The organism is Brevibacillus sp. HD3.3A (assembly GCF_013284375.2).
In the GTDB taxonomy this organism is placed as follows: domain Bacteria; phylum Bacillota; class Bacilli; order Brevibacillales; family Brevibacillaceae; genus Brevibacillus; species Brevibacillus parabrevis.
In genome coordinates, this window is the sequence record NZ_CP085874.1 from 2,747,443 (window position 1) to 2,773,014 (window position 25,572).

The following is a 25,572-nucleotide window of genomic DNA, read 5'->3' on the forward strand; positions in this document are numbered from 1 at the left end:
CTCCACCCATTTGGTCTTATCCCCGTCAAGTGGACAGTTCAAAACAAGCCCTTGCTTTACGCAGCCTCAGCTCGGTATTGAACTGGGCTGAGACTGCGTAAACGAGCTTGAATCCGTTCGTGATTGTAAAAATGAATGTAACGTTCGATTGCTTTATTCACCTCTTCTTCGGTTCCGAAGGAATCCAAATATATACATTCTGTTTTGAGGTGGCTGAAAAAGCTTTCGATACAAGCGTTGTCCAGGCAGTTTCCTTTTCTCGACATACTTGGAGTTATGTTATACGCTTGTAATAGATTCTGATATGCTCTGGACGTGTACTGGCTTCCCTGATCGCTATGTAGCAGGACGCCATTCACGTCTCTTTTTTGTGTCGCTGCCTTCACAGTATCTAAGACGAGGGATAAATCATTCTGTTTGCTGACTTTATAGGCAATTACCTCATTATTGAAAAGGTCGTAAATGACAGACAGATACAGCCGTCTCCCGTTAAAAATGATATAGGTAATATCTGTAGCCCATTTTTCAGTAGGTCGTGACGCAGCAAACTCACGGTTCAACTTGTTTTCTGTTATCACGATTGGCTCTTTGCGTCCATAATACTTTCGTTTCCTGCGAATACGTGATTGGATCCCCAACTCTTTCATCAGTCGGTACACACGCTTATGATTAATTCGAATGCCATGGACCCGGTATAGCCACATCTTAATTCGAGGATATCCGTATATTCCATTGACCCCTTGATGACAATGCAAAATCAGCTTTTTTAACTCTTGGTCTTCCGCGTATTTTCTCGTCGGGTTCTTCTGTAAGTGCAGCCACTTATAATAACCACTTTTTGATACTTGAGCAATTTTGCATAGTAACAGAACTGGATAACGATCCGCCATCTCAGCAATAATCCGAAAAATTACTGTTTTTCCCTGATCCTTCTTCTTTCCCCCTTTCTGGCTTCTAAGAGCTTTTTTAAGAATTCTACCTCCGCTTCAAGACGCCTAATTCTTTCATCTGAAGCCATGGGGTTTTTACGAGGCCTTCCCATGCTCATCCCTCCGGCTTTGCCTCTTTGGTCTACCAATCCTTGTACACCGTGATCTCTGTATTTTCTAACCCATCTACGGAACATCCGTAAATCCAAACCGTAGGTTTCTTGAATTTGTTTATACGTAGCTCCTTGTTCAAACCATTCCACTACTTGTGTCTTAAATTCAAGCGAGTATGTCATTTTCCCCATAAAGAATATCCCCTCCAAATAAACAGTAATGGTCTTTCTTTTTACTGTCTACTTAAAGGGGATAATATCAATTGCGGGAAGAGGGGAAATCTATTTATACATTCTTCTGAGGAGCGCATAGCATTTTTGCAGCAAAACTTTGCCAGGATGGCGGAAGCTGCTCCATGAGCGTGTCAACGTCCAGCGCGTCATGCGAAAAGTTTGCCCGATTCTTGCTGTGAATCGCCTGAGCTGTCCTTGCCTTCTCCAGTTCACATGGCTTCACCGCCGTTTTTGAAAAGTCATGACTAGCTGTTCTCTACAGCTTATGTAAGCGGGCAAGAAAAAGCATGTGCTTATGCGGTTATGCAAACGTTTCTTCCAAAAACGCGAGCACTTCTTTCCACGAATGCTCGGACGCCTGCGCATTGTTTTTCGGCGTTCCTCCGTTCTGTGCGATTCGCGTCGTAGGAATGTACGGAAACCGAATGCCATGACCCGTGTCGGCGTAGCGCAAATGCACGACCGGATGGGCAAACTGCTTGGCCTTCAGCCGTGCTACCATGCGCTCGCAATGTTCGGCAGCAGGCCACCAGTGATCGTCGTCAGCGGAAAGCAGCAAAATCGGGCCGTTGATCTTTTCCACAGGAATTTCGGCGTCCGCAAGCCACTCGCAGGCGCGCCACGCGTCCTTATGAATTTGATCGATGCGTTGTCCGGCATCGAGCAGCTCGCGGAATTGGCGGGATTGCTCCTCTGTCCATGGAACGAATGGCAGAGGTTCGCCGCGAAACGACCAGGACGATTGCGGTGAAAATATCTCGGAATCGGCAAAAGCCCTGTCTGTCCCGATGTTGACGGTTGAGCTGGGGCTGGACGCGATGACGGCGTGGATATCCGGTTCGAGCGAAGCGGTGACCAAGGCCAGCTCGGCGCCTTTGGAGCGGCCAAACACAGTTATTTTGTCAGGATGCACGGTTGGCTGCTGCTTGAGCCAATGTACGGCGCGCTGGACGTATTCAACCGGAATTTGCTGAATGTCCGTCGGCAAGTCGTCGCATTGAAAATAGGCGAGAGCAAGCGCCGGATAGCCGTGAGAGGCGAACAAGGCGGCAAATTGTGAACAGGAGCCGATCCCGCCCTCGCTGCCTCCCAGGACGAGCACGGCAGGCTTCGGCTCAGGGTGAGGCTTGCTGAAAAACAGACCGACCAGGCCGTCTTCCTTGACTTTTGTAATCGAGACGTCGCGGGAAACGAAAACGCGTTTGACAACAGCCTTGGCGACTGGTTTTTGATTGACTTCTGCCGTCAGGTGAATCTCGGTAGAGCGGGGAGTAAACTGGAAGTCATCGAGTGAATAGGCACTGTAAAAGCGCAGTGTTTGCACGTTCATCGACCAGAAAAGCCCCATCGGATCGATTCCTTCGTACGTTCCGAACAAGGGAGCCTGGGAGACGAGATCAACAGAGCCGTTCTCGTCCGCCTGAAAAATCGCATGGGAAGACGCTGTCAGTTCTCCTCCTGGCAATCCGTTCGTCAGGGTAGCGTTGAGCGTGATTAACTGATGCGGCTGAAAACCGCTTAGTGTAATATGGACAGGAACATCGAGCAAGGCCGTTGCTGGTGAAACATCGATCTGTGGATGCATCATACAGTCAACACTCCTCATCAACAATATGGGATTTTATGACACCGTAATTATAGTAGAATTCACAAATGCGCCACAGCAGCAAATGTGACGGAACGGTTAACTTGACTTCCAAATGAAGGTGTAACTATAATCATTACAACGAAAGGGTGACCGACATGAAAATCAGCAGCCGTTTTTCCATTGCGGTTCATATACTATCACTTCTCTCTATCGATGCAAACTCCCATCATACGTCCGAGTGGATCGCCGGAAGCGTGAATACGAATCCGGTCATTATCCGCCGGGTACTTGGCCAATTGAAAAAGGCGGGCCTGGTGAACGTCCGGGCCGGAGCAGGCGGCGCATCACTCGCCAAAGAGCTTGCGAGCATTACCTTGCTCGACATTTACCGGGCGGTTGAGGTCGTGGAAGAAGGCCAGCTTTTTCACATTCATGACCAGCCGAATCCAGCCTGTCCGGTGGGGGCGAACATCCAGTTCGTCCTGGAATTGATCCTGCTTCGTGCCGAGCATGCGATGGAAGCGATTTTGCAAAGCGTGACGATGCAGGAGCTAGTCTCGGATTTGCGGCAAAAGATTACGGAGCAGGCCAAGTAGAAAGTCTGCTAGTGCGACGGTGAACGGAAGGAATGCCCAGGTCGTTTCTGCGGTCGCGAGGATCGATAGAAAGTCAGCAAGCCGCTTTGAAAAAACGGGACGGCAAGCGGCAAAGGACGGGATTAAGGGTAGAAATAGCCAACGGTAATAAGATATAATGAGAGTATTCAAAAAGCTGCAAAAAAACCCGACAACGGCGTCGGTTGCAGGTTTGACCGTATGATGAGCAGTTGGCACGTCCATTCTCTTAGCGGGAGGTGGAGTATTGCGTCAGCGTTACCGAATCATAATCATAGACGACGACCCCATCACGCGAATGGACCTGGTCGAGATGTTGCAGGAACAAGGCTACAACGTTGTGGCTGACGGGAAGAACGGCGAGGAAGCCGTTGCTTTGACGCAACTGTGGGACCCGCACCTCATCATCATGGATGTAAAAATGCCTGTTATGGATGGATTGACGGCAACAGGGATCATCAGAGGACAATCGGATGCATCCATCCTCCTGTTAACGGCATACAGTCACAAAGACGTGGTAGCAAAAGCGAAAACAAAAGGAGTTTGCGCGTTTTTGGTCAAGCCGGTCATGGAGGAGGAATTTCTCCCGGCGGTGGAAACGCTCCTTTTGGAAAAACAGCATACGCTTGAAAAGTGAATCGCAACAAAAGCAATGGCGCTTGAATGAAGACGGATGACCGTCTCCTTTTCCAGGCGTCTTTTTGACGTATACGGACGAAAGAAACAAGCGCAACGACGCGCTCGAAAAGCAGCAAGCATATCCCCGCCAGGCATATTTTGGGTAATATCATCCGCACGAACGCGGTTGCTCAATGATGAGCTGGTCTCACACGAATTTTTCCGGGGAGAAACGCGAAAGTATGCAGGATGGCCGTTTTCACTCAAAGAATGTCGGGCGGACAAAAAGTTCCACCAAAGAAAGCGAGTGAAGCGAGATGAAATTGGCATGCGTCATCCGTAAAGAACATTACCAGTTCACATCCGTTCGCGATGTATTGGCCAAAGCGAGCGAGGAGAAGTCAGGCGACCACATGAGCAAACTTGCTGCAAATTCCGCACTGGAGCGGATGGCAGCCAAAGTCGTACTGAGCGAGCTCCAACTCAAGGACATTTACGAAAATCCGGTGATTCCGTACGAAAAGGATGAGGTCACCCGGATTATTTACGACGATTTGAACTTGTCGATCTACGAGGAAATCAAAAACTGGACAGTGGGCGAGCTGCGCGAGTACGTGTTGTCCTTCTCGACGGGCATGCCGGAGCTTACCCGCATCAGTCGCGGTCTGACGAGCGAGATGATTGCTGCTACAGCCAAGCTGATGTCCAGCATTGACCTGGTGATGGCTTCGCAAAAAATGAAGCACCAGGCGTATTGCAACACGCTGATCGGCGAGCCGGGCAGACTGGCGTTCCGTTGTCAGCCCAACCATCCGATTGACGATCCGGAAGGCATTCTCGCCTCGATGAAAGAGGGCTTGTCTTACGGCTCCGGGGATGCTGTTATCGGAATCAATCCGAATAACGATTCCGTTGAAAGCGTTATCAAGCTGCTGAAAATGTCCCACGATTTTATGCAAAAATGGGAAATCCCGACGCAAAACTGCGTGCTCGCCCACATCACGACCCAGATGCAGGCGCTGCGCGGTGGCGCTCCTATCTCCTTGATGTTCCAGAGTCTGGCTGGCTCGCAGCGGGCGAATGACGCATTTGGCGTCTCTAAAGATTTGCTGGATGAAGCAATGGAATTGATGCTGCGCAAAGGTACGGCGTCGGGACCGAACGTGATGTATTTTGAAACCGGGCAAGGCTCGGAAGTGTCGCTGGACTCGCACGAAGGAGTGGACATGCAGACGCTGGAGGCGCGCACATACGGTTTTTGCCGTCACTGGAAGCCGTTCATGGTCAACAACGTCTCGGGCTTCATCGGGCCGGAAACGCTGTACGACGGCAGACAAATGATTCGCGCCGATCTGGAAGATTTGTTCATGGGCAAGCTGCACGGCCTGCCGATGGGAATTGCCCCTACCTATACCAACCACATGTACGCGGACCAAAACGACCAGGAGATCGCCGGAATGCTCACCACGCTTGGCGGAGCGAATTTTTACATGGGTGTGCCGGGCGGAGACGACGTCATGCTGAGCTATCAGGATACGAGCTATCACGACGATGCCAGCTACCGCGAGCTTTTGGGCTTGCGTCCGTTGCGCGAGTTTGAAAAATGGATGGAAAAAATGGGACTGATGGAAAACGGGCGGCTGACAGAGCGTGCGGGCGATCTATCGGTGTTCGACTAACGATTGGGGGAGGGCAAACACGATGAGACAGATCAACATGGATGACCTTGTCCAGCGGGTCATGGATGAGCTTTCCAAAAAGACGCAGGAAGTCATTCACTTCCCGGAGCAAAAAGTGCGCGGGGTAGACAATCCGCACAATCCGGAAGCGCTGGAGCGGGCGATGAACAGAACTCCGGCGCGGATCGGGATCGGCCGGACAGGCACGCGGATGAAGACAACCAGCTACTTGCAGTTCCGCATCGACCAGGCGGCAGCACACGACGCGGTGATGAAAGCAATCAGCCCGGAATGGCTTGCGCGTCTGCAACTGCCTGAGCTGCATTCCCGGGCGACGAGCATGCAGGAGTACCTGATGAACCTCGATTCGGGGCGGATGCTGTCCGATGAATCGGCGAAGTGGCTGGAACAGCATGGCGACAAAGGAAAAGACGTGCAGATCGTCATTTCCGACGGGCTAAGCACATCTGCCTGCGAAGCGACCATTCCCGATTTGCTGCCCGCTCTGCAACAAGGCTTGGCGATGCGCAACATCAGCGTGGGCAAGCCGATCTTCATCAACAAAGGCCGCGTCTGGATTCAGGATCAGGTCGCCAAAATCGTCGGCTGCAAAGTCGTCATCTCCCTGATCGGGGAAAGACCGGGACTCGCGACGGCAGAAAGTCTCAGCGCTTACATGATTTACAAACCGGATGCGAATACGGTAGAATCGGATCGTACGGTTATTTCTAATATTCACCGGGGCGGGACTCTGCCGATTGAAGCAGGAGCTTATCTTGCAGAGCTTTTGGAGGAAATTTTGAAGTATCAGGCGAGCGGCGTAAAATATATGCAGCTTCGCGCCAAAAACGGCTAGATTACTACTGGCGAATCCTCCGGTCTTGCACTAGAATACATAGAAGATAACCAATTTCTATGAGGAGTTGCTACGCATGACCGAGCCAAACCAAAACGAACTGGAAACGAAAGAAGAAAAACCGGGAAAAATCAGTCTCCAGGAAGCGATGAAACGCAAATTGGCGGAAAAGAAACAGGCACAGGCGCAAGCAAACAGTCCTGTGAACCAAAAAGCGAAAAACCAATCGATGAAAAGCCAGCTGACCAAGAAGCCAAACAATCAGCGCAGACGTATGGGTGTCTAGTTTTTCCTCCAAACGAAAGAACGAACAAAGGAGAATTTGCAGCAGGGCAATTTGCTGCGGGTTCTCCTTTTTAAATAGGCTCCTCTGGAAGCGAAAAAAGGTGGAACGAGATTTGAAAGTAGAACGATTGCTGGCGATCGTCATGATGCTCCTGAACAAAAGGCGAATGAGCGCTCGCGAGCTTGCCGACCATTTTGAAGTGTCGCTGCGCACCGTATACCGTGATTTGGAGACGATCAATGCGGCGGGCATCCCGATTGTTGCCTATCCGGGCACAAGCGGAGGCTACGAAATCATGGAAAACTTTACGATCGATCGGCAATACCTTTCGGCCGACGAGCTGGTTGCCGTGATTGCCGCTTTGAAAGGCGTGCATTCTTCCACAGACGACAAGCAAATCGGTCAACTGCTGGAAAAAATCAAGGCATTGCTCGCAACGGCTCCGTCTGCCTTTCAGGGCGGGGAGCATCCGGTGGTGTACGACTTCAATCCGTGGGGTAGCACTCCGGCCATCGAGCAAAAAGTGAGCAGCTTGCGCGAGGCGATCCTGTGCCGCAAGCGAGTCAAAATCGTCTATACGAAAATGCAGGGCGAGTCGAGCGAACGGGTCATCGAGCCAGTGAGGCTGATCATCAAAGGCTACGTCTGGTACGTGTACGCCTTTTGCCAAAGCAAGCAAGAGTTTCGGCTGTTTCGGCTGTCGCGCATCGCTGATCTGGCGCTTTTGCCGGAGGAGTTTGCCGCCCGTGATTGCCAGCTGGAAAAGCTGCAATGGGAAGAGCAGTGGAATTGCGGGGAACGAATCGCGCTGGTTCTGCAATTTGCTCCGCGCGCTCACGTCCGGGTAAGAGACATGTTTGATCCGCAATCGATCGAGACGGCTCCTGATGGGAAAATGACGGTTCGCACGACGATGACAGACGATGAATGGCTGGCAGGCATGCTGCTCAGCTACGGGGATAGTCTGAAGGTGCTGGAGCCAGCTCACATCCGGCAAAGAATCGCGGATAGCGCCAAAAAAATAGCGGCATTTTATGGGGATGAGCCGGAACGTTGACAAACAGTTGTCAAGGTAGGGCAGTTATACTGGACGATGTAAGCTACTTTTTCCGGACAGGAGCGTGCAACAATATGAACCCCAAAATCGTCAAACTGGGCCACATGCGTGTAGCAGGACTGCAAATACGGACAACCAATGAAGCGGAGTGCGGGCCAAACGCGAAAATTGGAGCGCTATGGAATCGCTATTACCAGGAAGGTTATCCGGCGAGTACGCCAGGACAAAAGGACTCTGCTGTCGTGCTTGGCGTCTACGCTGACTACGAGAGCGACGAGAACGGGGCTTACTCCCTGCTCGTCGGAAAAGAAGTCGAGGCAGAAGCGCCGTTGCCTGCTGAACTGACTGTGAAGGAGATTCCTGCTTCCACCTATGCCGTCTTTACGACAAGAGTCGGCCCGACGGTGGAAGTGATCACGGAAGCGTGGAAGCATATATGGGAATGGTCCCAGCAGCCGGGTGTAACACGGACGTTTGCCGCCGATTTTGAGCTGTACGATGGCGTGCGTTGCGCGGACATGAATCAGGCGCAGATCGATATTTACATCGGCATCGCCGACGAGTAGTTTTTTGCACATGGTTTCTTCGCTCAGTCGCTTCCCCCGTCGGAAGCGATTGTTTGTTTTTTTCCATGATTTCTTCACAAGTTTCGTATACGCTTATAGGAACAGCATGTGAGAGGAGTCTGTATGCGTAGATGGATTGGTTGATGAATATAGAAGGCTTGGCCGAATGGATTCGCTCCTGGGGCGTGCTTGCGATCGTCGGCAGCATCGCGCTTAATATCGTGATCAGCGTGGCAGGCGTGCTGCCATCGATTTTTTTGTCCGGGGCAAATGCGGTTGTCTTCGGCCTGTACGGCGGTTTTTTCATCTCTTTGACTGGGGAGGTGCTGGGTGCGGGGATCGCCTTTTTCTTCTACCGCTATGTGATCAAAAAAGCTGACAAAAAACAGAAACTGGCGTCATTCCAATGGGTGTCGGCTATCAACGGCGCGACGAGAGGCAAGAAGACACTCGCTGTCGTTTTGTTGCGGCTCAATCCGCTGATCCCCTCGGGTGTGATCAATCTCGGCGCAGCCATGACGAATATGTCGTTCGCTGACTTTCTTCTGGCGACATTGCTCGGAAAAGTGCCTTCGATGGTGTTTGAGACGTTCGTCGGACACGATCTCATCTACTTTGGGGAAAACAAGCTGCGGCTTTTGCTTGCTCTCGTGGCGGGCGCCCTTGTCCTGTTGCTTTTCTGGCGGCGAAAACCAGCGCAATCCGAGCAAACCGGGCAATCTGAGCAGCCGTAAAAGAGAGGAAAGGAGGACAGGGCATGTCAACCATTTTGCTGGTCGATGACGAGACGCAAATCCTGGAAATTTTAACATCGTATTTGCAAAAAGACGGCTACCACGTGTTGACCGCGATGACAGGCGAAACCGCGATTCAGATCGCCGATTCGGCTGCGGTCGATTGCATCATTCTCGATTTGATGCTTCCCGATGTCAGCGGGGAAGAGGTTTGTCGGCGGATTCGCAAGCATTCCCGCGTCCCGATTTTGATGCTGACCGCAAAAAGTCAGGAGGCAGACCGGATTCACGGCTTGGAGATCGGTGCGGACGACTACTTGATCAAGCCGTTCAGTCCGCGCGAGCTGGTTGCTCGTGTGCGTGCTGTCATGCGGCGAGCGGGCGATTATTCAGCCCTGAGCGATGAGTTTGCGGCAGGGCAGCTCATCATTTCCATTCGCGACAAAACGATTTGCAAAAACAACATCGCGCTGGACGTCACTCCGAACGAGTATCGCTTGCTCACGACGCTGGCTCGCCATCCTGGGCGTACGTGGAGCAGGGACGAGCTGGTGCGCGAGGTGCTTGGCTACGATTTTGAAGGGTACGATCGCACGATTGACACGCATGTGAAAAATTTGCGGCAAAAAATCGAGGACGACCCGAAGCAGCCTGTCTACATTAAAACGATATACGGGCTGGGCTATCGGTTTGACGTCCCGATGAAGAAATGAGGTTCGGATGAAACGGATTTGGCTGAAGCTGGCACTCGCCTTCATGGCAGTAGGCGTGGGGGCCGTCCTGATCACGACGCTGCTTGCCGTCAAAGAGATGGACGATCATTTTTTGATGTACACGGATGAAGTAAAGAGCCAACAGAGCGAGGAGATTGTCCAGGCAGCTTTGACAGCCTACCGGGACAGCAAAGGCTGGGACAGGCAAGCCTTTTGGCAGCTGGAAGCGATCTCATCTGTGCTGGGTTTGCATCTCGTCCTGTACGATCCGCAGGGAAGCAAGCTGGGGGAATGGGGGCAAGTTACGGGTGCCGGAGCGGACTTCGATCGTGCGACCGAATCGATTACGCTGTACGATGACAAGCAGACAGTTGTGGGGCGCATCGGCATCAGCCACAAAGATCAAAATGCGTACAAGGCGCTGGAAGGACATTTCCAATGGGCTCATAAAAATACGGCGATTTGGACGACGGCAGTCTTGCTTGTGCTCGTTGTGCTGCTCTGTATCCCGCTGGCTCGCTCCATGGTCCGTCCGGTTGAGCAGGTGAGCGCGGCCGCGCAGCAAGTAGCGAGAGGGAACTTGCAGGTTCGCGTGCCTGCGCCTGAACAAAAAGACGAGATGGCTTCCCTCGTGCTGGCGTTCAACCATTTGGTGGCGAGTCTGAACGAGCAGGAAGAGCTGCGCAAAAGGCTTACTTCGGACATCGCCCACGAGCTGCGCACTCCGCTCAATACGCTGCTTGCGCAAACGGAAGGGATGATCGACGGAATCTGGGAAGCGAGCCCGAAGCATCTGGAGCGTACGCGCGCGGAAGTTTTGCGGTTGATTCGGCTGGTGAACGATTTGGATCAGGTGATCCAGGTAGAAGCGGGAGCGTTGCCGATCCGCCGCGAACCAGTCTTGCTGCGGGCCATCGTGGAGGAGGTCAGCGAAGCGATGCATGTCGCTTTTGCCCGTTCCGCGATTCAGTTTCAACTGGAAGGCGGACAGGACGCGTGGATTACGGGCGACAGGCAACGAATCGCGCAAGTCATCACCAACCTGTTGACGAACGCTTGCAAGCATACAGCGCCGAACGGCCGCATAGCCGTGACGATTGCAAAATCAGCGGATTCCGTCAGGCTGGACGTACGGGACAACGGCTCTGGAATCGCTCCGGCTGATCTGCCGCACGTCTTTGAACGGTTTTACCGGGGAGATCGCTCGCGTGCGCGAGAGCGGGGAGGAGCCGGTCTGGGGCTGACGATTGCCAAAGGGATCATGGAGGCGCACGGCGGGACGATTACGCTGGAAAGCAACCTCGGTGCAGGAACTGTGTTTACGCTGCTGTTTCCGGTGCGCTAGGCGGTTGTAAGCACATGATCCTGTCGCCACGAATCTCGCAGCGCGATATAATGAGAGCATCCATAGACAACGAGAGAGAAAGAGGAGGGGAGCTGTTTGTTTGATCTGGCGACAATGAGCACGTTTTTGGCGGTCGTGATCGGCCTTTTTTTAATTCCCGGCCCTGCGGTGCTGCTGACGGCTACACGGACTGTTCAGGGCGGCCGTCGGGCGGGCATCATGGCGGGACTCGGGATCGCGACGGGCGATTTCATTCACACGATTTTTGCCGCGGTTGGTTTGTCGGCGATCTTGATGACATCGGCATGGGCGTTCAACATCGTGAAAATCGCCGGGGCTGTGTACCTCGTCTATTTGGGCATCAAGGCGATCATGGAAAAGCCGAGCGATCCGCAGCTGCCGAAAGTGTCGCCTTTGCCGCCGGGCAAGGCGTATATGCAAGCAATCGTGGCTGAGCTGCTGAACCCGAAGACAGCCCTGTTTTTCCTCGCGTTTTTGCCGCAGTTCGTCCATCCCGAGCGGGGAGCATCTGTGGTGCAGTTTTTGATCCTGGGACTGATTTTTGCGATTCTCGGATTTTTTACACGACGCTGATCGCCCTGTCGGTTCGTCCGCTGGGGCACTTGGTCAAGCGCATCTCCTGGCTCGGCCGTTGGAGCGGAAAAATCATCGGCTCCGTCTACATTTTGCTTGGCTTGAAAGTAGCTCTGCAACAAAAGTGAGGTTGGCCGCAGCCGCATGTTCGCGGTCGCTAGAGCCATCACAGCTGCTGGCAAGGCAACTGCACAGTGCGACAGCATGAAAAAGCACGAAAAACTCCCTCCTGCTAACACCGGACAATCTCGCCGGACGAAAGCGGAAGGGAGTTTTTTGCGCTATTTGGCTGCAAGCTGCGGGTCGGAGGACTGCTGTGCCGCTTGCTTTCCGAGCTGGCCCGGCCTTTTCGTGCGAATGACGATAGCCGTAGCGAGCAAAGCGACCCCGTTGATGATGAACACGTAGCGGATCGGGATGATTCCGCCGAGCACGCCGCCCAGCACAGGGCCGAGCATGGTCGCCAGCTGGTTGACGGATTGGTTCAAACTGAACGCTCTGCCGCGGAACTCAGGGTCGGTCACCTTGACAATCATCGCGTTGATCGAAGGGTACACCGCGGCAAAAAACAAGCCGTACGCGAAGCGCAAAATCCCGAAGCCGGACAGACTGGTGAAGAAAAACTGCAACAGGTTGCCGACCGCGCCGCCAAGCAAGCCGATGAACAAAATTTTCGTGTAGCCGACTTTGCCGCCGAGCTTACCCCACTGCGGCGCAGCAATGACGGTAGCGATTCCGACCGCGGCGAAAATGATTCCGGCGCTGAGCGATGCTTCCTGCTGCGATGCGCCAAGCTGCAAGACGTACACCGTCAACAGCGGCTCCAGCAGCATGACGGAGATCGTCACCATCAGGCTAAGCCCGAGAATCGTCATCAGCGAGCGGTTGGCGATGGCCGAGCGCAAATCTTCCCGCACATTGGAACGGCTGCCTGAGCGGTTCATATTCGTCTCCTTGACGAGGAAGGTAGCGATGAGCGCCGCTACGAGCACCACGCAGCCGGAGAAGAGGAACGCTTCCGCATTGCCCCACGCATGGCTGACGACTCCGCCGACCAGCGGCCCGACAATCCCGCCTGTTGCGCCGGAGGTAGCCATGACGCCGAGCGCGTATCCGACGTTTTTTTCCGGAGTATTGGTGGCTACAAGGGCAATTGCTGCCGGAACATATCCAGCCAGAAGGCCCTGAAACACACGCAGTACCAGGAAAAGGTAAGGATCTGTAATAAAGTAAGTCAGGAAATACAGCAAAGCCAGGCTAAAACCGGAACGGATCAACATCGGTTTTCGCCCGTATTTGTCTGCCAGCGAGCCCCAGTACGGCGAGATCAGGGCGCTGGCCAAAAACGTAATGCCGAACGAGATACCAGACCAGGCTTCCAAATGCTCGTGAACACCCAAAGATGTATGGAGGAAGATGGGCAAGAATGGTATGGAGATCGAGTAGGCCGTGCTGCAAAAAAAGACGCCGACCCATAGTACAAACAAATTGCGCTTCCATGAAAATTCCATCTTTCTGTCACAACCTTTGCCGCATAGAAGCAGGGGAATTTAATATTGATCATTCTAGCACTGGTTTTCCGTACTGACCAATCAAGAATTGTGATCGGACTATTGCAAAATTGAAATAAGCAAAAAACCTTGACGTTCGACAAGCATGAAAAAGTCGCATAAAAAACCCCTCTTTTCGCAAGCGAGCTGTGCGCTTTTGCCTGCAAAAAGAGGGGGCTGTCGGTGGTTAATGTCCAGCCGGAACGCTGATTCCGAGCTGATCCACGAGCTGTTTGCTTTCTTCGTTCAAACCTGTGATCACGACGAATTTATCCAGCTCGCGGTATTTGGCGACGACCTTGGAGATGGCGGTTACAGCTGACATATCCCAGATATGCGAGCGGGAAAAATCGATGACAATTTGCCCTGAATCATCCTGAAAATCAAATTGCTCGATAAAATGCGTCATCGTGCCGAAGAACAATTGTCCGGAAATGACGTACACTTTTTCGCCCAGCTCACTCTTGTACGAAGTGGAATGCAGCCGGGCCATTTTCCAGCCAAAAATCAGGGCGCTGAGCACGACGCCAGAGAGGACGCCTTTTGCCAAATCGTGTGTGGCTACGACGACGAGAACCGTTGCGACCATGACGACAGCATCGCCGAGCGGCATTTTTCGCAGGTCGAGCACAGACTTCCAGTTGAAAGTGCCGATGGAAACCATCACCATGACGCCGACGAGCGCGGCCATCGGGATTTGTTTCACGACATCGCCCAAGACGAGAATCAAAAACAGCAGAAACACGCCGGCTACCAATGTGGACAAGCGGCCTCGCCCGCCAGATTTGACGTTGATCACAGACTGGCCGATCATGGCACAACCCGCCATCCCGCCGAAAAATCCGGTGACAATGTTGGCGATTCCTTGCCCTTTGACTTCCTTGTTTTTATCGCTGCGCGTATCCGTCATCTCATCGAGAATCGCCGCAGTCATGAGCGATTCCAAAATCCCGACCAGTGCGAGCGGAAGCGAATACGGCAAAATGATCAAAAGCGTTTCCATGTCGAGAGGCACCACAGGGGCGTGAAACAGCGGGAGCTGGCGCGTGATCTCGCCCATGTCGCCGACTGTGCGCATATCCAGGCCACAGAGAATGGTCAGGGCAGTCATGAAGACAATCGCGACGAGAGCAGACGGTACTGCTTTGGTCAGGCGCGGCAACAAGTAAATAATCGCGAGCGTCCCTGCCAGCATGGCGTACATCGTCCATGATGCCCCGACAAAATGCGGCAGTTGCGCCATGAAAATGAGAATCGCAAGCGCGTTGACAAACCCGATCACAACGGTGTGCGGGACAAAAGTCATCAGGCGACCGATTTTACAGGCGCCGAATACGATTTGCAAAAGTCCGGTCAGGATAGTGGCTGCAAACAAATACTCGATCCCGTGTTCCTTGACGAGCGTAATCATCAGCAGGGCCATGGCACCCGTCGCAGCCGAGATCATCCCGGGACGCCCGCCGACAAACGCAATCGTCACGGCAATGCAAAAAGACGCGTACAAGCCGACCATCGGATCGACCCCGGCAATAATCGAGAAGGCAATCGCTTCGGGAATCAAAGCGAGCGCGACGGTAACGCCAGCCAGCACGTCAGCGCGGACGTTTGCGAACCAGTCCAGTTTCCATTGGGTAAGATTCAAAACGGTACCTCTTTTCTGTTCAGTATGGTGACTTTCCCCTTTCAGAAAAGTCGGGGCCGTTTTTCACAAGTCACTATTATAAGAAAAACCCCTCACGATATCCAGCCTTTTTTGTTCAGGTGCAGACAAGGGCAGCAGAAGCAGCCGGAGGGGTTCCTGCTTATCGCGATCTGTCGCGCCTAGCAGAAGGAAGCTCGCGTCCAACCGGGAAAGCGTACAATGGCCAGAAACGAAACGGCTCGAAATGGTTGGCCGTTTCTTCTTGTTCGAAGCGGATGCTTTTTCGGGCTTTCTTTGGATAGGGGCGATCGTCCCGTCTTTGGCGAAGTGCCGTGCCGCTTTGCCGCCGGAAAGATATATTGGCAAAAGAGACACTGGCAAGGCTACTTTGCACAGGAAAGGGGATTAACGCTTATGCCGTTTCACTCCTCCAAGTGGGCATTGCACAACTATTACTCCCGTTCCGCAAGTTTGAGAAGGTATTTGCCGCCCACTGCGATATTCAGCCGCAAAACGCTGCGTGATTACATGTCCCGTTATTCCTCCGTATTCATCAAGCCGGACAACGAGCACATGGGCAGGGGCGTAATCAAGGCGTGGAAGGAAAAGGGCCGCTACACATTCGTGAAAGAAAAGGGTTCCCAAAAGCACGCCAGCTCGATTGATCAGCTGTACAAAAAGGTTCGCCTAAAAAGCGGCAGCACCCGGCATATTATCCAAAAAACCATTCCGCTCGCCAAAGTACACGGCAGACGGTTTGATATCCGGGTCATGATGATGCGCAATGCCGCCGGGAAGTGGGAATTTGCCGCGATGCTGGCAAAAGTGGCAGGGAAGGACAGCATCATTACGAATGTGCGTCGCGGGGGCGGTTATGCGCTGAAAGTCAGCACGGCTCTGGCTCCGACACTGTCCAAAGCACAAATCGAGCGTGTCACGAAGCGGCTGATCCAGCTTGGATACGAGATCAGCGCACATTTTAACCAGTTCAAGCGCCGCTCTGAGCTGGGCATCGACTTCGCCGTGGATCGTTCAGGGCGAATTTATTTGATCGAAGTGAATCATGAGGTTCCTTCGCATGTCCTGTTTTTGCGCTTGAAGGACAAAGCGCCTTATCGCAATATAAGACGATTGGCACGCGCCTATCGAAACAGGAAGAAATGAGACAGCGAGCGCAAAAGGCCGTCCGGTCTTTTGCTTTTCCAAAGCAGACAAGCCCACCTGGCAAACTGCACTTTCAGCAAATCACTGGCAAATTCCTGATCGATCTTCAAAAGAAATCCAGCTATAATGAAAATGATTTTCAAAAACATTGGGGAGCTGTGTTTATGTAGCTTGTCAACGAGAGAGGAGTGGCTGCGATGCTTCGCAGATTTTTTTCTTATTACCGGCCTTATCGCGGATTGTTTGTGCTCGATTTTACGTGCGCGATTTTCGTCGCTCTTCTGGAGCTGGGATTTCCGCTTGCTGTGAACATGGTTGTCGATCAGCTTTTGCCAAGCAAAGACTGGGAGCTGATCATGTGGGCCTGTCTCGGGCTGCTCGTCCTGTACGCAATCAATGCCGGGATGAACTACGTCGTGACGTATTGGGGGCACATGCTAGGCATAAACATCGAGACGGATATGCGCAAACAGTTGTATGACCATATCCAGAAGCTGTCCTTCCGCTTTTTCGACAATACGAAGACAGGACATCTGTTGTCTCGCCTGACCAATGACTTGATGGAAATTGGCGAGGTTGCCCACCACGGGCCGGAGGATTTGTTCATTGCAATCATGACGCTGGTTGGAGCCTTTATTTTGATGTTCAGCATCAATGAAGAAATGGCGTTGCTTACGTTTGTGGTGATCCCCATCATGACGTTTTTTGTCGTGTACTTCAACCGCAAAATGACGAAAGCTTTCCACCGCTTGTATGGCGACATGGCTGATTTCAATGCCCGCGTCGAAGACAATGTGGGCGGTATGCGCGTGATTCAGGCATTCGCCAACGAAAGCTTTGAAAAGGAGCGCTTTGCGGAAAACAACCTGCGCTTTCGCCTGACCAAGCTGTTGTCCTACAAAATCATGGCGCAAAACGCTTCGGTCAGCTACATTTTGATGCGTCTGGTCATTTTGTTCGTGCTGATTTGCGGAAGCTGGTTCGTCATCGAAGGTTCGCTTTCCTACGGGGAGTTTGTCGCGTTTTTGCTGTTGACGAACGTCTTTTTCCGCCCGTTGGAGAAAATCAACGCGATCATCGAAAGTTACCCGAAAGGCATTGCCGGTTTCAAGCGTTACATAGAAATCATGGATACGGCGCCTGATATTGCCGATGCTCCCGATGCCGTCAAGGTCGAGGCACTTGCGGGCGATATCGAATACAAGGGTGTTTCGTTCGGTTACGAGCACGAAGCGAATGTGTTGCAAAAGATCGATTTGCAGATTCGCGCAGGGGAAACGGTAGCTTTTGTCGGCCCGTCCGGCGCTGGGAAGACGACATTGTGCAGCTTGCTGCCGCGTTTTTACGAGGTGCAGGATGGCAGCATTACGATCGACGGGCTGGATATCCGCAAAATGACACTGGCTTCGCTGCGCAGCCAGATCGGGATCGTACAGCAGGACGTGTTCTTGTTCTCTGGCACGATCCGGGAAAATATCGCCTACGGCAAGCAGCAGGCATCGGAAGAAGAGATTTGGCAGGCAGCACGGCGAGCCAAGCTGGAAGATTTTATCCGCTCGCAGCCGACTGGCCTGGATACTGTTATCGGCGAGCGCGGCGTGAAGCTGTCCGGGGGGCAAAAACAACGGCTCGCGATTGCCCGCATGTTCTTGAAAAACCCGCCGATTCTCATCCTGGACGAAGCGACCTCGGCGCTGGACACGGAGACGGAAGCAGCGATCCAGCAATCGCTTGCGGAATTGTCGCAAGGCCGGACGACACTGGTGATTGCCCACCGCTTGGCGACGATCAAAAATGCCGATCGCATCGTTGTCGTGACAGAGCAAGGCATCACAGAGCAGGGGAACCATGAGCAGCTGCTGGCCCAGGACGGCATTTACAGCCGGTTGTACCACGCGCAGTTCGGTTCGTACCTGGAGCAGACGCAGAGCGCTTTTTCCAGATAAGCCATTTTTCGTGTACTGCGGTGAAGGGGGCACCTTCATGGGTGTCGCCCTTGCCGTTTTCCCCAACCGAAAAAAGAAAGGAAGATCATGCTTGTTAAGCTGGAACGAATATTTTTTAGCAGAGCATTTTCGCCTGACGTCAGAGCTGAGAGCGGATACGTTGCTTTCCATGAAAGCGAGCGACCTGGTGAAGCCGGAAAACATGGATCAGCTGGTTAGCCTGTACGCTCCGCTCATCAAGGCAAACGACAGCAAACCTGTCGGCACGTACATCGGGGGCTGGCTGGGCGGCGTGGCGCTCGGATTGCAGTACATGCAGTCGGTGTGGAACGTTTCGCTCCACCTGTCGCTCGATCAACTGACTGTGCAGCTTTACGTTGCAGATGACTACGCCCAGTTTTCCTTTGTCGTAGACGAATGGAACAAAGTCGAGGCACCGGAAACCGGGCGTGCAGCTTGGCTGGATCAGCAATACCGCGCGTTTTACCAGCATAGTTTGCGACCGTTGATCCAGTCGCTTGCCAAGGCTACGGATAACCCGGAAAAGCTGATCTGGGGGCAGTTGCCGACCAGATTCAATTACTATCTGGATTACTTCGTCGAGCAGAGTCAAGGCGAGCGCGTCCGGCAGCATTTGCGCGATGACTACGACTCGCTCTGTCGGCAACTCGAAGGAGCGTGCTTCGGTCTGGACAAAAATCCGTTCGACGTAAAAGTGCGTTGGGTGGAAGACATGCGCGATCCGAGCAAGAAGGTACGCCTGAAAAATCAATGCTGTTTGTACTATCAGACCGGGGAAGGACAATATTGCTATACGTGTCCGCGGCTGAAAGAAGACGCGCGCGCCGTTCGCAGACAAGCGGCCTTGCAAGCTTGAGCAAGCGAAAGAGCATGGCAAAAAAGCACCCTCTTCTTGTGAGAGGGTGTTTGTCGTTGTTGCGGATATCTGGACAGGGTATGCATTCTTCCTATAAAGTAGAAAGAGAGAAAGAGTCAGAATAGTTCGGAATTGCAAAGCTTGAAATGGCTGATCGTGCTTGATGACTAACCAATAGGAGGGAAGTGGTTCGTATTCAAACAATGGACCAGGATGAGCAGAAGCAGAGTGATGAAGACTTGTATCAAGCGATTGTGAACCGCAAGCTCACGCTCCATTACCAGCCTTTTTTCGATTTGAGAACGGGAGGAATGAGGGGGGTGGAGGCGCTTGTCCAATGGCACCACCCAAAGCGGGGATTTTTGTCGCCGAAAGCATTGCTTGTGCTTGCCAAAAGGAGCGGAGTGGTGCATCTGCTGGAAGAATGGGTCTTGCGGGCAGCGTGCGAGCAGTGCAAGCAGTGGATTGATGCCGGTTTTGGGCCGTTGGTCATAGCGGTTAATTTGTCCGCGCATGCTTTTGAGTCTGTCGGACTGGCGGACACCGTCCAGGCGATTCTCCGCGATTGTCAATTGCCTGCCCGCTATCTGGAACTGGAAATTACGGAAGAGGCAAAGACGCATGGGGAGAGGATGATGGTGCTTTCCCAACTGAAGCAGCTTGGCGTCCAGGTAAGTCTGGACCACTTTGGGAGAGGCGCCAGCTCTATCTCGGTTATCTCGCGCATGCCTTTGGATAAGTTGAAAATAGATTCCTCCCTGATCCAGCAAGCGACGACAGATTCTGCTCAGGAGATGGCGGTCAAATCGCTTTTGGCGGTCGCACGAGCCATGGATATCCAGGCGACAGTCGATGGCGTAGAGCATCGCGAGCAAGTGGAGCTTTTGCTGAAACTGGATTGCGATCTCGCACAAGGTCATTATTTTTGTGAACCGCTTTCGGCCGACGAGCTGGAAGTGCGAATGCGAGAACAAGGAAAAGCCATGCTTGACCTGGCCGTGCATGCACACAAGGAGCGGGGCGAGCCTTTCGTCTACTTGCGAGAGGTGATGCGCAATCAGCAAGGAATGACATTTACGTTTCGCAAACAGGACGCGACGTTCATCCACACGTTTTGCGCCGGAGAACTGATCTACCGCATCGGCTTGACGCCAGAGCAAGTGGTAGGCAGCGAGTTGCGCGATATTTTACCGATGCAGGAGGCTCTGCGCAAGACGATGTATTACGAGCGGGCATGGAGTGGCGAAGAACATGTCACGTACGAAGGTGTCGTCAATGGCGTCTGCTATCTGGCAGCCATGCGGCCGATTTTTCGCGATGGCCGTGTGAAGGAAGTGATTGCCTCCTGTGTCGACATCACCGAACTGAAAAAAGCAGAAGAAGCAAAGCGGGTAAGCGAAGCCAAGTACCGTCTGATAGCGGAAAACATATCGGATATGATCGTGGTCATCGATTGCCACGGATATGTTACATACGTGTCGCCGTCCGTTCGCGCCGTGCTGGAGGTAGCTCCGGAAGTTCTCCTGCATCAAAACCTGCAAAACTTATTGCCAGCCGAACAGTTGAAACGGGTTTGGCAGACGTTTCAGGAAATTATGGAGTGGAAGCTGCCGCGGCTGATTACGTTCTCCTGCCAGCATAAAAATGGCAGCAAACTCATTTTGGAGGCAAAAGGAACGCCCGTCCAGAGCGAGCAAGGAGAAGTGTCGCAAGTCGTTTTCATCATTCGCAACAGTACAGCCCAGGTGCAAGCGGAGGAGTTTTTGCGCAAAATGGACAAGCTGACGGTCGTTGGTCAGCTGGCCGCAGGAGTAGCGCACGAAATCAGAAATCCGGTTACCTCGATCAAAGGTTTCGTCCAGCTGTTGCGACGCGATCAATGGAAGAACGAATATTTCGATATCATGCTCGCGGAGTTTCACCAATTGGAAAGCATTTTGCGCGAGTTTGTGTTTTTGACCCAGAAAAGATCGCATCAGTTTGAAGCGCTGTCCATCGCGAACTTGCTGCGCGGCGTTGCCCGGATGGTTCAGGAAGAAGCACCGAACCATCAACTGCTGCTGGATGTGGAAGAGGTGGAGGGGATACGTCTGTGGGGCGATCAAAGCCAAATCAGGCAAGTCTTCATCAATCTGCTGTCCAATGCCGTAGAGTCCATGCCAGATGGAGGCCCGATTCGGATCACGGCTTTGCGGACAGAGCACGAGCACATCTTGATTCGGATTGTGGACAAAGGCTGCGGCATGTCGGAAGAGAGATTGCAGCGGCTGGGTGAGCCTTTTTACAGTACAAAAGAAAAGGGGACAGGGCTTGGCCTAATGATTACTTATAAAATTATTCAGTATCACGACGGGTACATTCATTTTTCCAGCACGCCGAACAAAGGTACGACGGTTGAAGTGTACTTCCCTTTGAATCGGCCGCCGGATACGGCTTGAAGCGAATAGACTGAAAAAGCAAGGTCCGAACGCCAGGCTGGCAGGTCGGACCTTTTTCGCATTGTCATGGACGAGGGCGCTTTTGCTCGGCAAACCGGGTCTGGATCGTCTGCAAAAACCGTTTCCAGACGTCGGGCAAGTCTGCCTTTTGCTGGTCAGAGGACACGGGAACAGAAGTTTTTTCTTCATCTGGAGATTTCATGGTCACAGTCCTTTCGTATCGTTCCAATCGTGGCGCAGGGCGAACAGCTCGCGCAGCTCAGCCGTAGACAGCTCTGTAATCCACGCTTCCTGGCTGCTGCTGACGATTTGCTGGCTGAGCGACAGCTTCCGCTCCATCATTTCATCAATCCGCTCTTCGATGGTGCCGAGTGAAATGAACTTGTACACTTGGACATTGCGGCGTTGCCCGATCCGGTGCGCCCGGTCGGTAGCCTGGTTTTCCACAGCCGGATTCCACCAGCGGTCGACGTGAATGACGTGGTTGGCTTCGGTCAGGTTCAACCCTGTGCCGCCCGCGCGCAGCGAAAGAATAAAGATAGCGCCGCGTTCCTCATCGGGCAGGGACGTATCCTGGAAGCGGGCGATCATTTCGTCGCGCTTTTCCTTTTTGGTCGCCCCGTTCAAAAAGAACACCGGACCGTAGCCTTCGCGTGTCAACACGCGCTGGAGCAAATTGCCCATTTCGATATACTGCGTGAAGATCAGGCAGCGCTCGTTTTTTTGCCGAATTTCCTCGATCAACTCAAGAAGTCTTTCGAGCTTGTGGGAGCGGCTTGCTTCATCTGCAGTCGTGATCTCGTTCAAGATCAGCGCGGGATGGTCGCACAGCTGCTTCAACCGGGTCAATGTCGTGAGAATCAGACCGCGCCGTTCCATGGCGGAGACGTTTTCCATCCGCGAAAACATTTCCTGAATCGCTGTTTCATAGAGCGCACCTTGCTCGGCGGTCAACGGAACGTATTCCTTGCTCTCGTTTTTCTCCGGCAGATCAAGCTGGATGGCTGGATCGGTCTTGGCCCGGCGCAGCAAAAACGGCTGAATGAGCCGCTGCACGGTCTGAATCAGCTGCTGATCGCGGTCGCGCTCAATCGGCTGCACAAAGCGGTGCGTAAATTCGCCCAGACTGCCCAAATAGCCGGGATTGAGGAAATCAAAGATCGACCAAAGCTCGCTCAATCGATTTTCGATCGGCGTTCCCGTCAGCGCGATGCGGTGCCACGCCTTCAAGTCCCTGACGGCGGATGCCTGCTTCGTGTAGGCGTTTTTGATGTTTTGCGCCTCGTCCAGACAAATCGTACTCCAGGTGATCGTGGACAGCTCCTGTTCGTCGAGATGGGAGAGGGCATAGGACGTGATGACCAGATCGGCCCCCGCGATGGCAGGCTCGAACTCTGCTTTTTTGGGACGATTGTTCCCATAGTGAATGAACACTTTCAACGAAGGGGCAAACCGCTGCAATTCCTTCTGCCAATTGCCGATGACCGACGTCGGACAGATGAGCAGCGAAGGCGACTGGCTCGCGCCGGAAGCCTTTACGTGCAGCAAGTACGTGATGAACTGCACCGTTTTTCCCAGCCCCATGTCGTCAGCGAGACACGCTCCCAAGCCGAATTGCCGCAAAAACAACAGCCACGAGCTTCCTTCCAACTGATAGTTGCGCAGCGTCCCGTGAAAAGCGTCCGGCTGGGGCAAAATCGGGATGCGCTTCGTCTCCTGCAAACGGTGCATCAGCTCCAGCAGATGGGCATTGAGCTGGATTTCCACGGTGAGCGGGTACGGTTCATCCGGATCGTGGTCGTCAGGCGATTCCTCGACCTCGGTATTGGCGGTGAGATGCATGCTCATCACGTCGCGCAAGGTCAGGCCGTTTTTGGCGTTCGTTTTTTGCAACGCTTGCTGAAGCTCAGCAAACAGATCGGGCGTGAGCTGAACCCAATGCCCTCTTATTTTCAGCAGCCGTTGCTTTTGGCGAATCAGTTGGGCAAACTCTTCTTCGCTCAGCTCGACAGGGCCGAGGGCGAGCTTCCATTCGAAGTCCATGACTTGGGAGATGCCGAGAAAAGACTGTCTGCTCGCACCGACAGACGAGGAAACTTTTGCCTTGAGCTTTGGTTTGACCCGGCGTACTTGCTCCCACCAGGCGGGCAAAAAGACGTGAATGCCCGCTTGCACGAGTTGCAGGCTGCAAGAGGTAAGAAAAATCCACGCCTCCTCATTCGTGAGCTGGGTGCGCAGTTCAGACCGTTCACCTGCACCGGATCGTTGCCAAGGAAAAATCTCGCGGCATTTTTCCAGATCGCTCTGCAAGCGCCGCCAATGCTCTTTCCATTCCAGCGGGATTTTCGCCATTTGCGCAGTAGCCGCCCCCAACAAATGAGGCTCGATCACGAACAGCCGATCCGGTTCTTCCCGGTCCTGCAAGTAAATTTGCAGCAGCCAGTCGCTTTCCGAATGGGCAGGCTCGATAATTTGCAAACAAGTGCGAAACGGCGTCACATCCGGGAGCCAGCCGATCGATTGCAGCCATTCTCCTTCTTGCAAATGGACGGAAAGCTCGTCGCCCGCAACCAACAGAGCGGGAAAATGGGCGACAAGCTGATCCCAGGCACGACCGACTTCTCCAGGCGCATCGACCAATTCTTCGAGGACGTGCGAGAGCCACCTGTCGCCGTAGGAGGGGAGCGTCGAAGGAGCAGGCTCCGCTTTCCAGCCAAACCGCCCCCGTTTCCATTCGGCAAAATCGGGGAGGATGGCACCGGCGGCAAGCGTATGCGTCAGTGTGACAGCCGCATCGCGGTACTCCGCAAAACGCTCGTCCACAGAGTAACTCCCGTGCAAGAGCCATGGCGGATCGGAAAAAAAGGACAGGGCCTCCAGCGGACTGAGCAGCAAGCCTTGCTCGTTTTTTTCCACAAATGTGCCGTAGTAGGATGATTCATCCCAGGCAAAAAGCGCTGCCGCAACCTCCTCCGGATCGATTGCCTGACCTTCTTGATCGCATCCGGCGATGAGAAAACGGCCGTCTGCCAAAAGCTCCGCTGTTAGCACCATGGTTGTAACCGTGTTCATAGATTCAGATTTCCTCTCCTTAGCTCCTCCTGGAAAGCCCGCAGGCGGTTGTGCTTGGCAGACAGTCTGTCCACGAAGCGTTCCCAGTCGGCCTCCTGATCTGCCTTGGCGTAAGTGGCGCGCCCTCTTTTCAACAGTTTGATCGCTTCTTTGTAAGCCGTGCGATTGCGCTCGCGAATCAGCCGATTCACTTCACGCACATAGTACGGATACAACAGGGCAGGATCGGCTTCCTCGATTTCTTTCAACTGGACAGCCGAGAGATCGGCAAAAGGGACCCGAAAAGACATCTGCAAGTCGATCCATGACTTGAACTGCTTTTCCTCATACAAATAGAGCGCGTATTCGGGATAGCTGCTGGGCAAAAACGTTTTCAGCATCGCTCCGCACTCGGCTTCTCGACCGACCTGTTTCATCGCTTCCCGCCAGACCGTGAGCACAAAGCGGTACTGCTGCGCTTCTGCCTGGCCGATCCGTCCGGTAAGGGCTGTTGTCCAGTCCAGGAAACGTTGCCACTGCGCTTCGCGGGCAAAAGCTTTCATGTACGGCAAATAAAAAGCCAGGGGCAGGCGACGCATGGGCATCCAGACCGCCAAGGCGAGATCGTCCTGCCGATCCATCACGGAAAAGTGGGCGCGAAGCAAGCGGGCTTTTTCCAGCACCGCCTCTGACGTATTAGGCGAAGCGATCGTCTCGTCAAGCTCCGCTTTCTCCTGCTCGATCCACTCGGGGGCGTCAAGCAGCGACCACCAGACCAGGCGATAGGCGTACACCCAATAAAGCGAGGAGAGGTCGTTTTCCTTCCAACGGCGGATGATCGTGAGCGTCTCTTCCAGCGCAAGCCGATGTTTGCTCCACAAAGCCTGCCGATCGGAGAAATAGATCGCGCCCTCCAATTGCTCCAGCAATCGTTCCGCGGTTTGGGCGAGATCCGGGTACCAGTGGGATTGCCGATAC

Annotated in this window: 21 protein-coding genes and 1 pseudogene; 15 read left to right on the forward strand and 7 right to left on the reverse strand. The window is 53.3% G+C overall.

Features of this window, described 5'->3' with window-relative positions; translation table 11 throughout:
* Window positions 1-56 precede the first annotated feature (56 nt).
* The 3 genes from HP435_RS13595 to HP435_RS13605 form a co-directional block, all read right to left on the reverse strand.
* Window positions 57-974 (reverse strand): IS3 family transposase, encoded by a 918-nt coding sequence (locus HP435_RS13595; protein WP_173600267.1) that lies wholly within the window; start codon window positions 972-974, stop codon window positions 57-59.
* Window positions 911-1,234 (reverse strand): helix-turn-helix domain-containing protein, encoded by a 324-nt coding sequence (locus HP435_RS13600; RefSeq protein ID WP_173600266.1) that lies wholly within the window; start codon window positions 1,232-1,234, stop codon window positions 911-913. The genes HP435_RS13595 and HP435_RS13600 overlap by 64 nt, the downstream gene beginning before the upstream one ends.
* 343 nt (window positions 1,235-1,577) lie before the next feature.
* Entirely contained in the window at window positions 1,578-2,864 is a 1,287-nt protein-coding gene (locus HP435_RS13605; RefSeq protein WP_173595884.1) for an acyl-CoA thioesterase/bile acid-CoA:amino acid N-acyltransferase family protein, read from the reverse strand.
* A 155-nt stretch (window positions 2,865-3,019) separates the two neighbouring features.
* Here HP435_RS13605 and HP435_RS13610 point away from each other — a divergent pair, with 155 nt between their 5' ends.
* The 11 genes and pseudogenes from HP435_RS13610 (at window position 3,020) to HP435_RS13660 (ending at window position 12,054) form a co-directional block, all read left to right on the forward strand.
* Window positions 3,020-3,460, forward strand: a complete 441-nt coding sequence (locus tag HP435_RS13610; RefSeq protein ID WP_122963424.1) for an Rrf2 family transcriptional regulator — start codon at window positions 3,020-3,022, stop codon at window positions 3,458-3,460.
* A gap of 265 nt (window positions 3,461-3,725) precedes the next feature.
* Entirely contained in the window at window positions 3,726-4,115 is a 390-nt protein-coding gene (locus HP435_RS13615; protein ID WP_122963423.1) for a response regulator, read from the forward strand.
* 298 nt (window positions 4,116-4,413) lie between these two features.
* Window positions 4,414-5,775, forward strand: a complete 1,362-nt coding sequence (locus HP435_RS13620; RefSeq protein WP_122963422.1) for an ethanolamine ammonia-lyase subunit EutB — start codon at window positions 4,414-4,416, stop codon at window positions 5,773-5,775.
* A 22-nt stretch (window positions 5,776-5,797) separates the two neighbouring features.
* Window positions 5,798-6,631 (forward strand): ethanolamine ammonia-lyase subunit EutC, encoded by an 834-nt coding sequence (gene eutC / locus HP435_RS13625; protein WP_173598725.1) that lies wholly within the window; start codon window positions 5,798-5,800, stop codon window positions 6,629-6,631.
* Window positions 6,632-6,707: 76 nt separating this feature from the next.
* Entirely contained in the window at window positions 6,708-6,917 is a 210-nt protein-coding gene (locus HP435_RS13630; RefSeq protein ID WP_122963420.1) for a hypothetical protein, read from the forward strand.
* Window positions 6,918-7,029: 112 nt separating this feature from the next.
* Entirely contained in the window at window positions 7,030-7,974 is a 945-nt protein-coding gene (locus HP435_RS13635) for a helix-turn-helix transcriptional regulator (RefSeq protein WP_122963419.1), read from the forward strand.
* A gap of 74 nt (window positions 7,975-8,048) precedes the next feature.
* A complete protein-coding gene (locus tag HP435_RS13640) occupies window positions 8,049-8,540 on the forward strand; it encodes a GyrI-like domain-containing protein (protein WP_173595886.1) in 492 nt (163 codons plus the stop codon).
* 131 nt (window positions 8,541-8,671) lie between these two features.
* The gene (locus HP435_RS13645; protein WP_122963417.1) at window positions 8,672-9,274 is read left to right on the forward strand and encodes a TVP38/TMEM64 family protein; all 603 of its coding nucleotides are present in this window, start codon (window positions 8,672-8,674) and stop codon (window positions 9,272-9,274) included.
* 23 nt (window positions 9,275-9,297) lie between these two features.
* Entirely contained in the window at window positions 9,298-9,987 is a 690-nt protein-coding gene (locus tag HP435_RS13650) for a response regulator transcription factor (protein WP_173598726.1), read from the forward strand.
* Between the two features lie 7 nt (window positions 9,988-9,994).
* Entirely contained in the window at window positions 9,995-11,332 is a 1,338-nt protein-coding gene (locus tag HP435_RS13655) for a sensor histidine kinase (RefSeq protein WP_173598727.1), read from the forward strand.
* Between the two features lie 96 nt (window positions 11,333-11,428).
* A pseudogene (locus tag HP435_RS13660) lies at window positions 11,429-12,054 on the forward strand (LysE family translocator).
* Between the two features lie 153 nt (window positions 12,055-12,207).
* Here HP435_RS13660 and HP435_RS13665 read toward each other — a convergent pair.
* Window positions 12,208-13,437 carry an MFS transporter gene (locus tag HP435_RS13665; protein WP_173595888.1) on the reverse strand — a complete coding sequence of 410 codons (1,230 nt, stop codon included), beginning with the start codon at window positions 13,435-13,437 and terminating at the stop codon, window positions 12,208-12,210.
* A 226-nt stretch (window positions 13,438-13,663) separates the two neighbouring features.
* Entirely contained in the window at window positions 13,664-15,118 is a 1,455-nt protein-coding gene (locus HP435_RS13670; RefSeq protein WP_173598728.1) for a SulP family inorganic anion transporter, read from the reverse strand.
* A 414-nt stretch (window positions 15,119-15,532) separates the two neighbouring features.
* On the opposite strand from HP435_RS13670, the gene HP435_RS13675 reads away from it, so the two are divergent.
* From HP435_RS13675 to HP435_RS13690, 4 genes are all read left to right on the forward strand, one after another.
* Window positions 15,533-16,282, forward strand: coding sequence for a YheC/YheD family protein (locus HP435_RS13675; protein WP_173598729.1), 750 nt, complete (start codon window positions 15,533-15,535; stop codon window positions 16,280-16,282).
* A gap of 197 nt (window positions 16,283-16,479) precedes the next feature.
* On the forward strand, window positions 16,480-18,228 hold the full coding sequence (locus tag HP435_RS13680) for an ABC transporter ATP-binding protein (RefSeq protein ID WP_122963410.1): 1,749 nt from the start codon (window positions 16,480-16,482) through the stop codon (window positions 18,226-18,228).
* Between the two features lie 91 nt (window positions 18,229-18,319).
* On the forward strand, window positions 18,320-19,105 hold the full coding sequence (locus HP435_RS13685; RefSeq protein WP_173598730.1) for an IucA/IucC family C-terminal-domain containing protein: 786 nt from the start codon (window positions 18,320-18,322) through the stop codon (window positions 19,103-19,105).
* 185 nt (window positions 19,106-19,290) lie between these two features.
* Window positions 19,291-21,543 carry an EAL domain-containing protein gene (locus HP435_RS13690; protein ID WP_173598731.1) on the forward strand — a complete coding sequence of 751 codons (2,253 nt, stop codon included), beginning with the start codon at window positions 19,291-19,293 and terminating at the stop codon, window positions 21,541-21,543.
* A 64-nt stretch (window positions 21,544-21,607) separates the two neighbouring features.
* On the opposite strand, the gene HP435_RS13695 is transcribed toward HP435_RS13690, so the two are convergent.
* Together HP435_RS13695 and HP435_RS13700 are read right to left on the reverse strand one after the other, a co-directional pair.
* Window positions 21,608-21,745, reverse strand: a complete 138-nt coding sequence (locus tag HP435_RS13695; protein WP_173595891.1) for a hypothetical protein — start codon at window positions 21,743-21,745, stop codon at window positions 21,608-21,610.
* A gap of 2 nt (window positions 21,746-21,747) precedes the next feature.
* Window positions 21,748-24,615, reverse strand: coding sequence for a DEAD/DEAH box helicase (locus HP435_RS13700; RefSeq protein ID WP_173598732.1), 2,868 nt, complete (start codon window positions 24,613-24,615; stop codon window positions 21,748-21,750).
* Window positions 24,616-25,572: the final 957 nt, after the last annotated feature.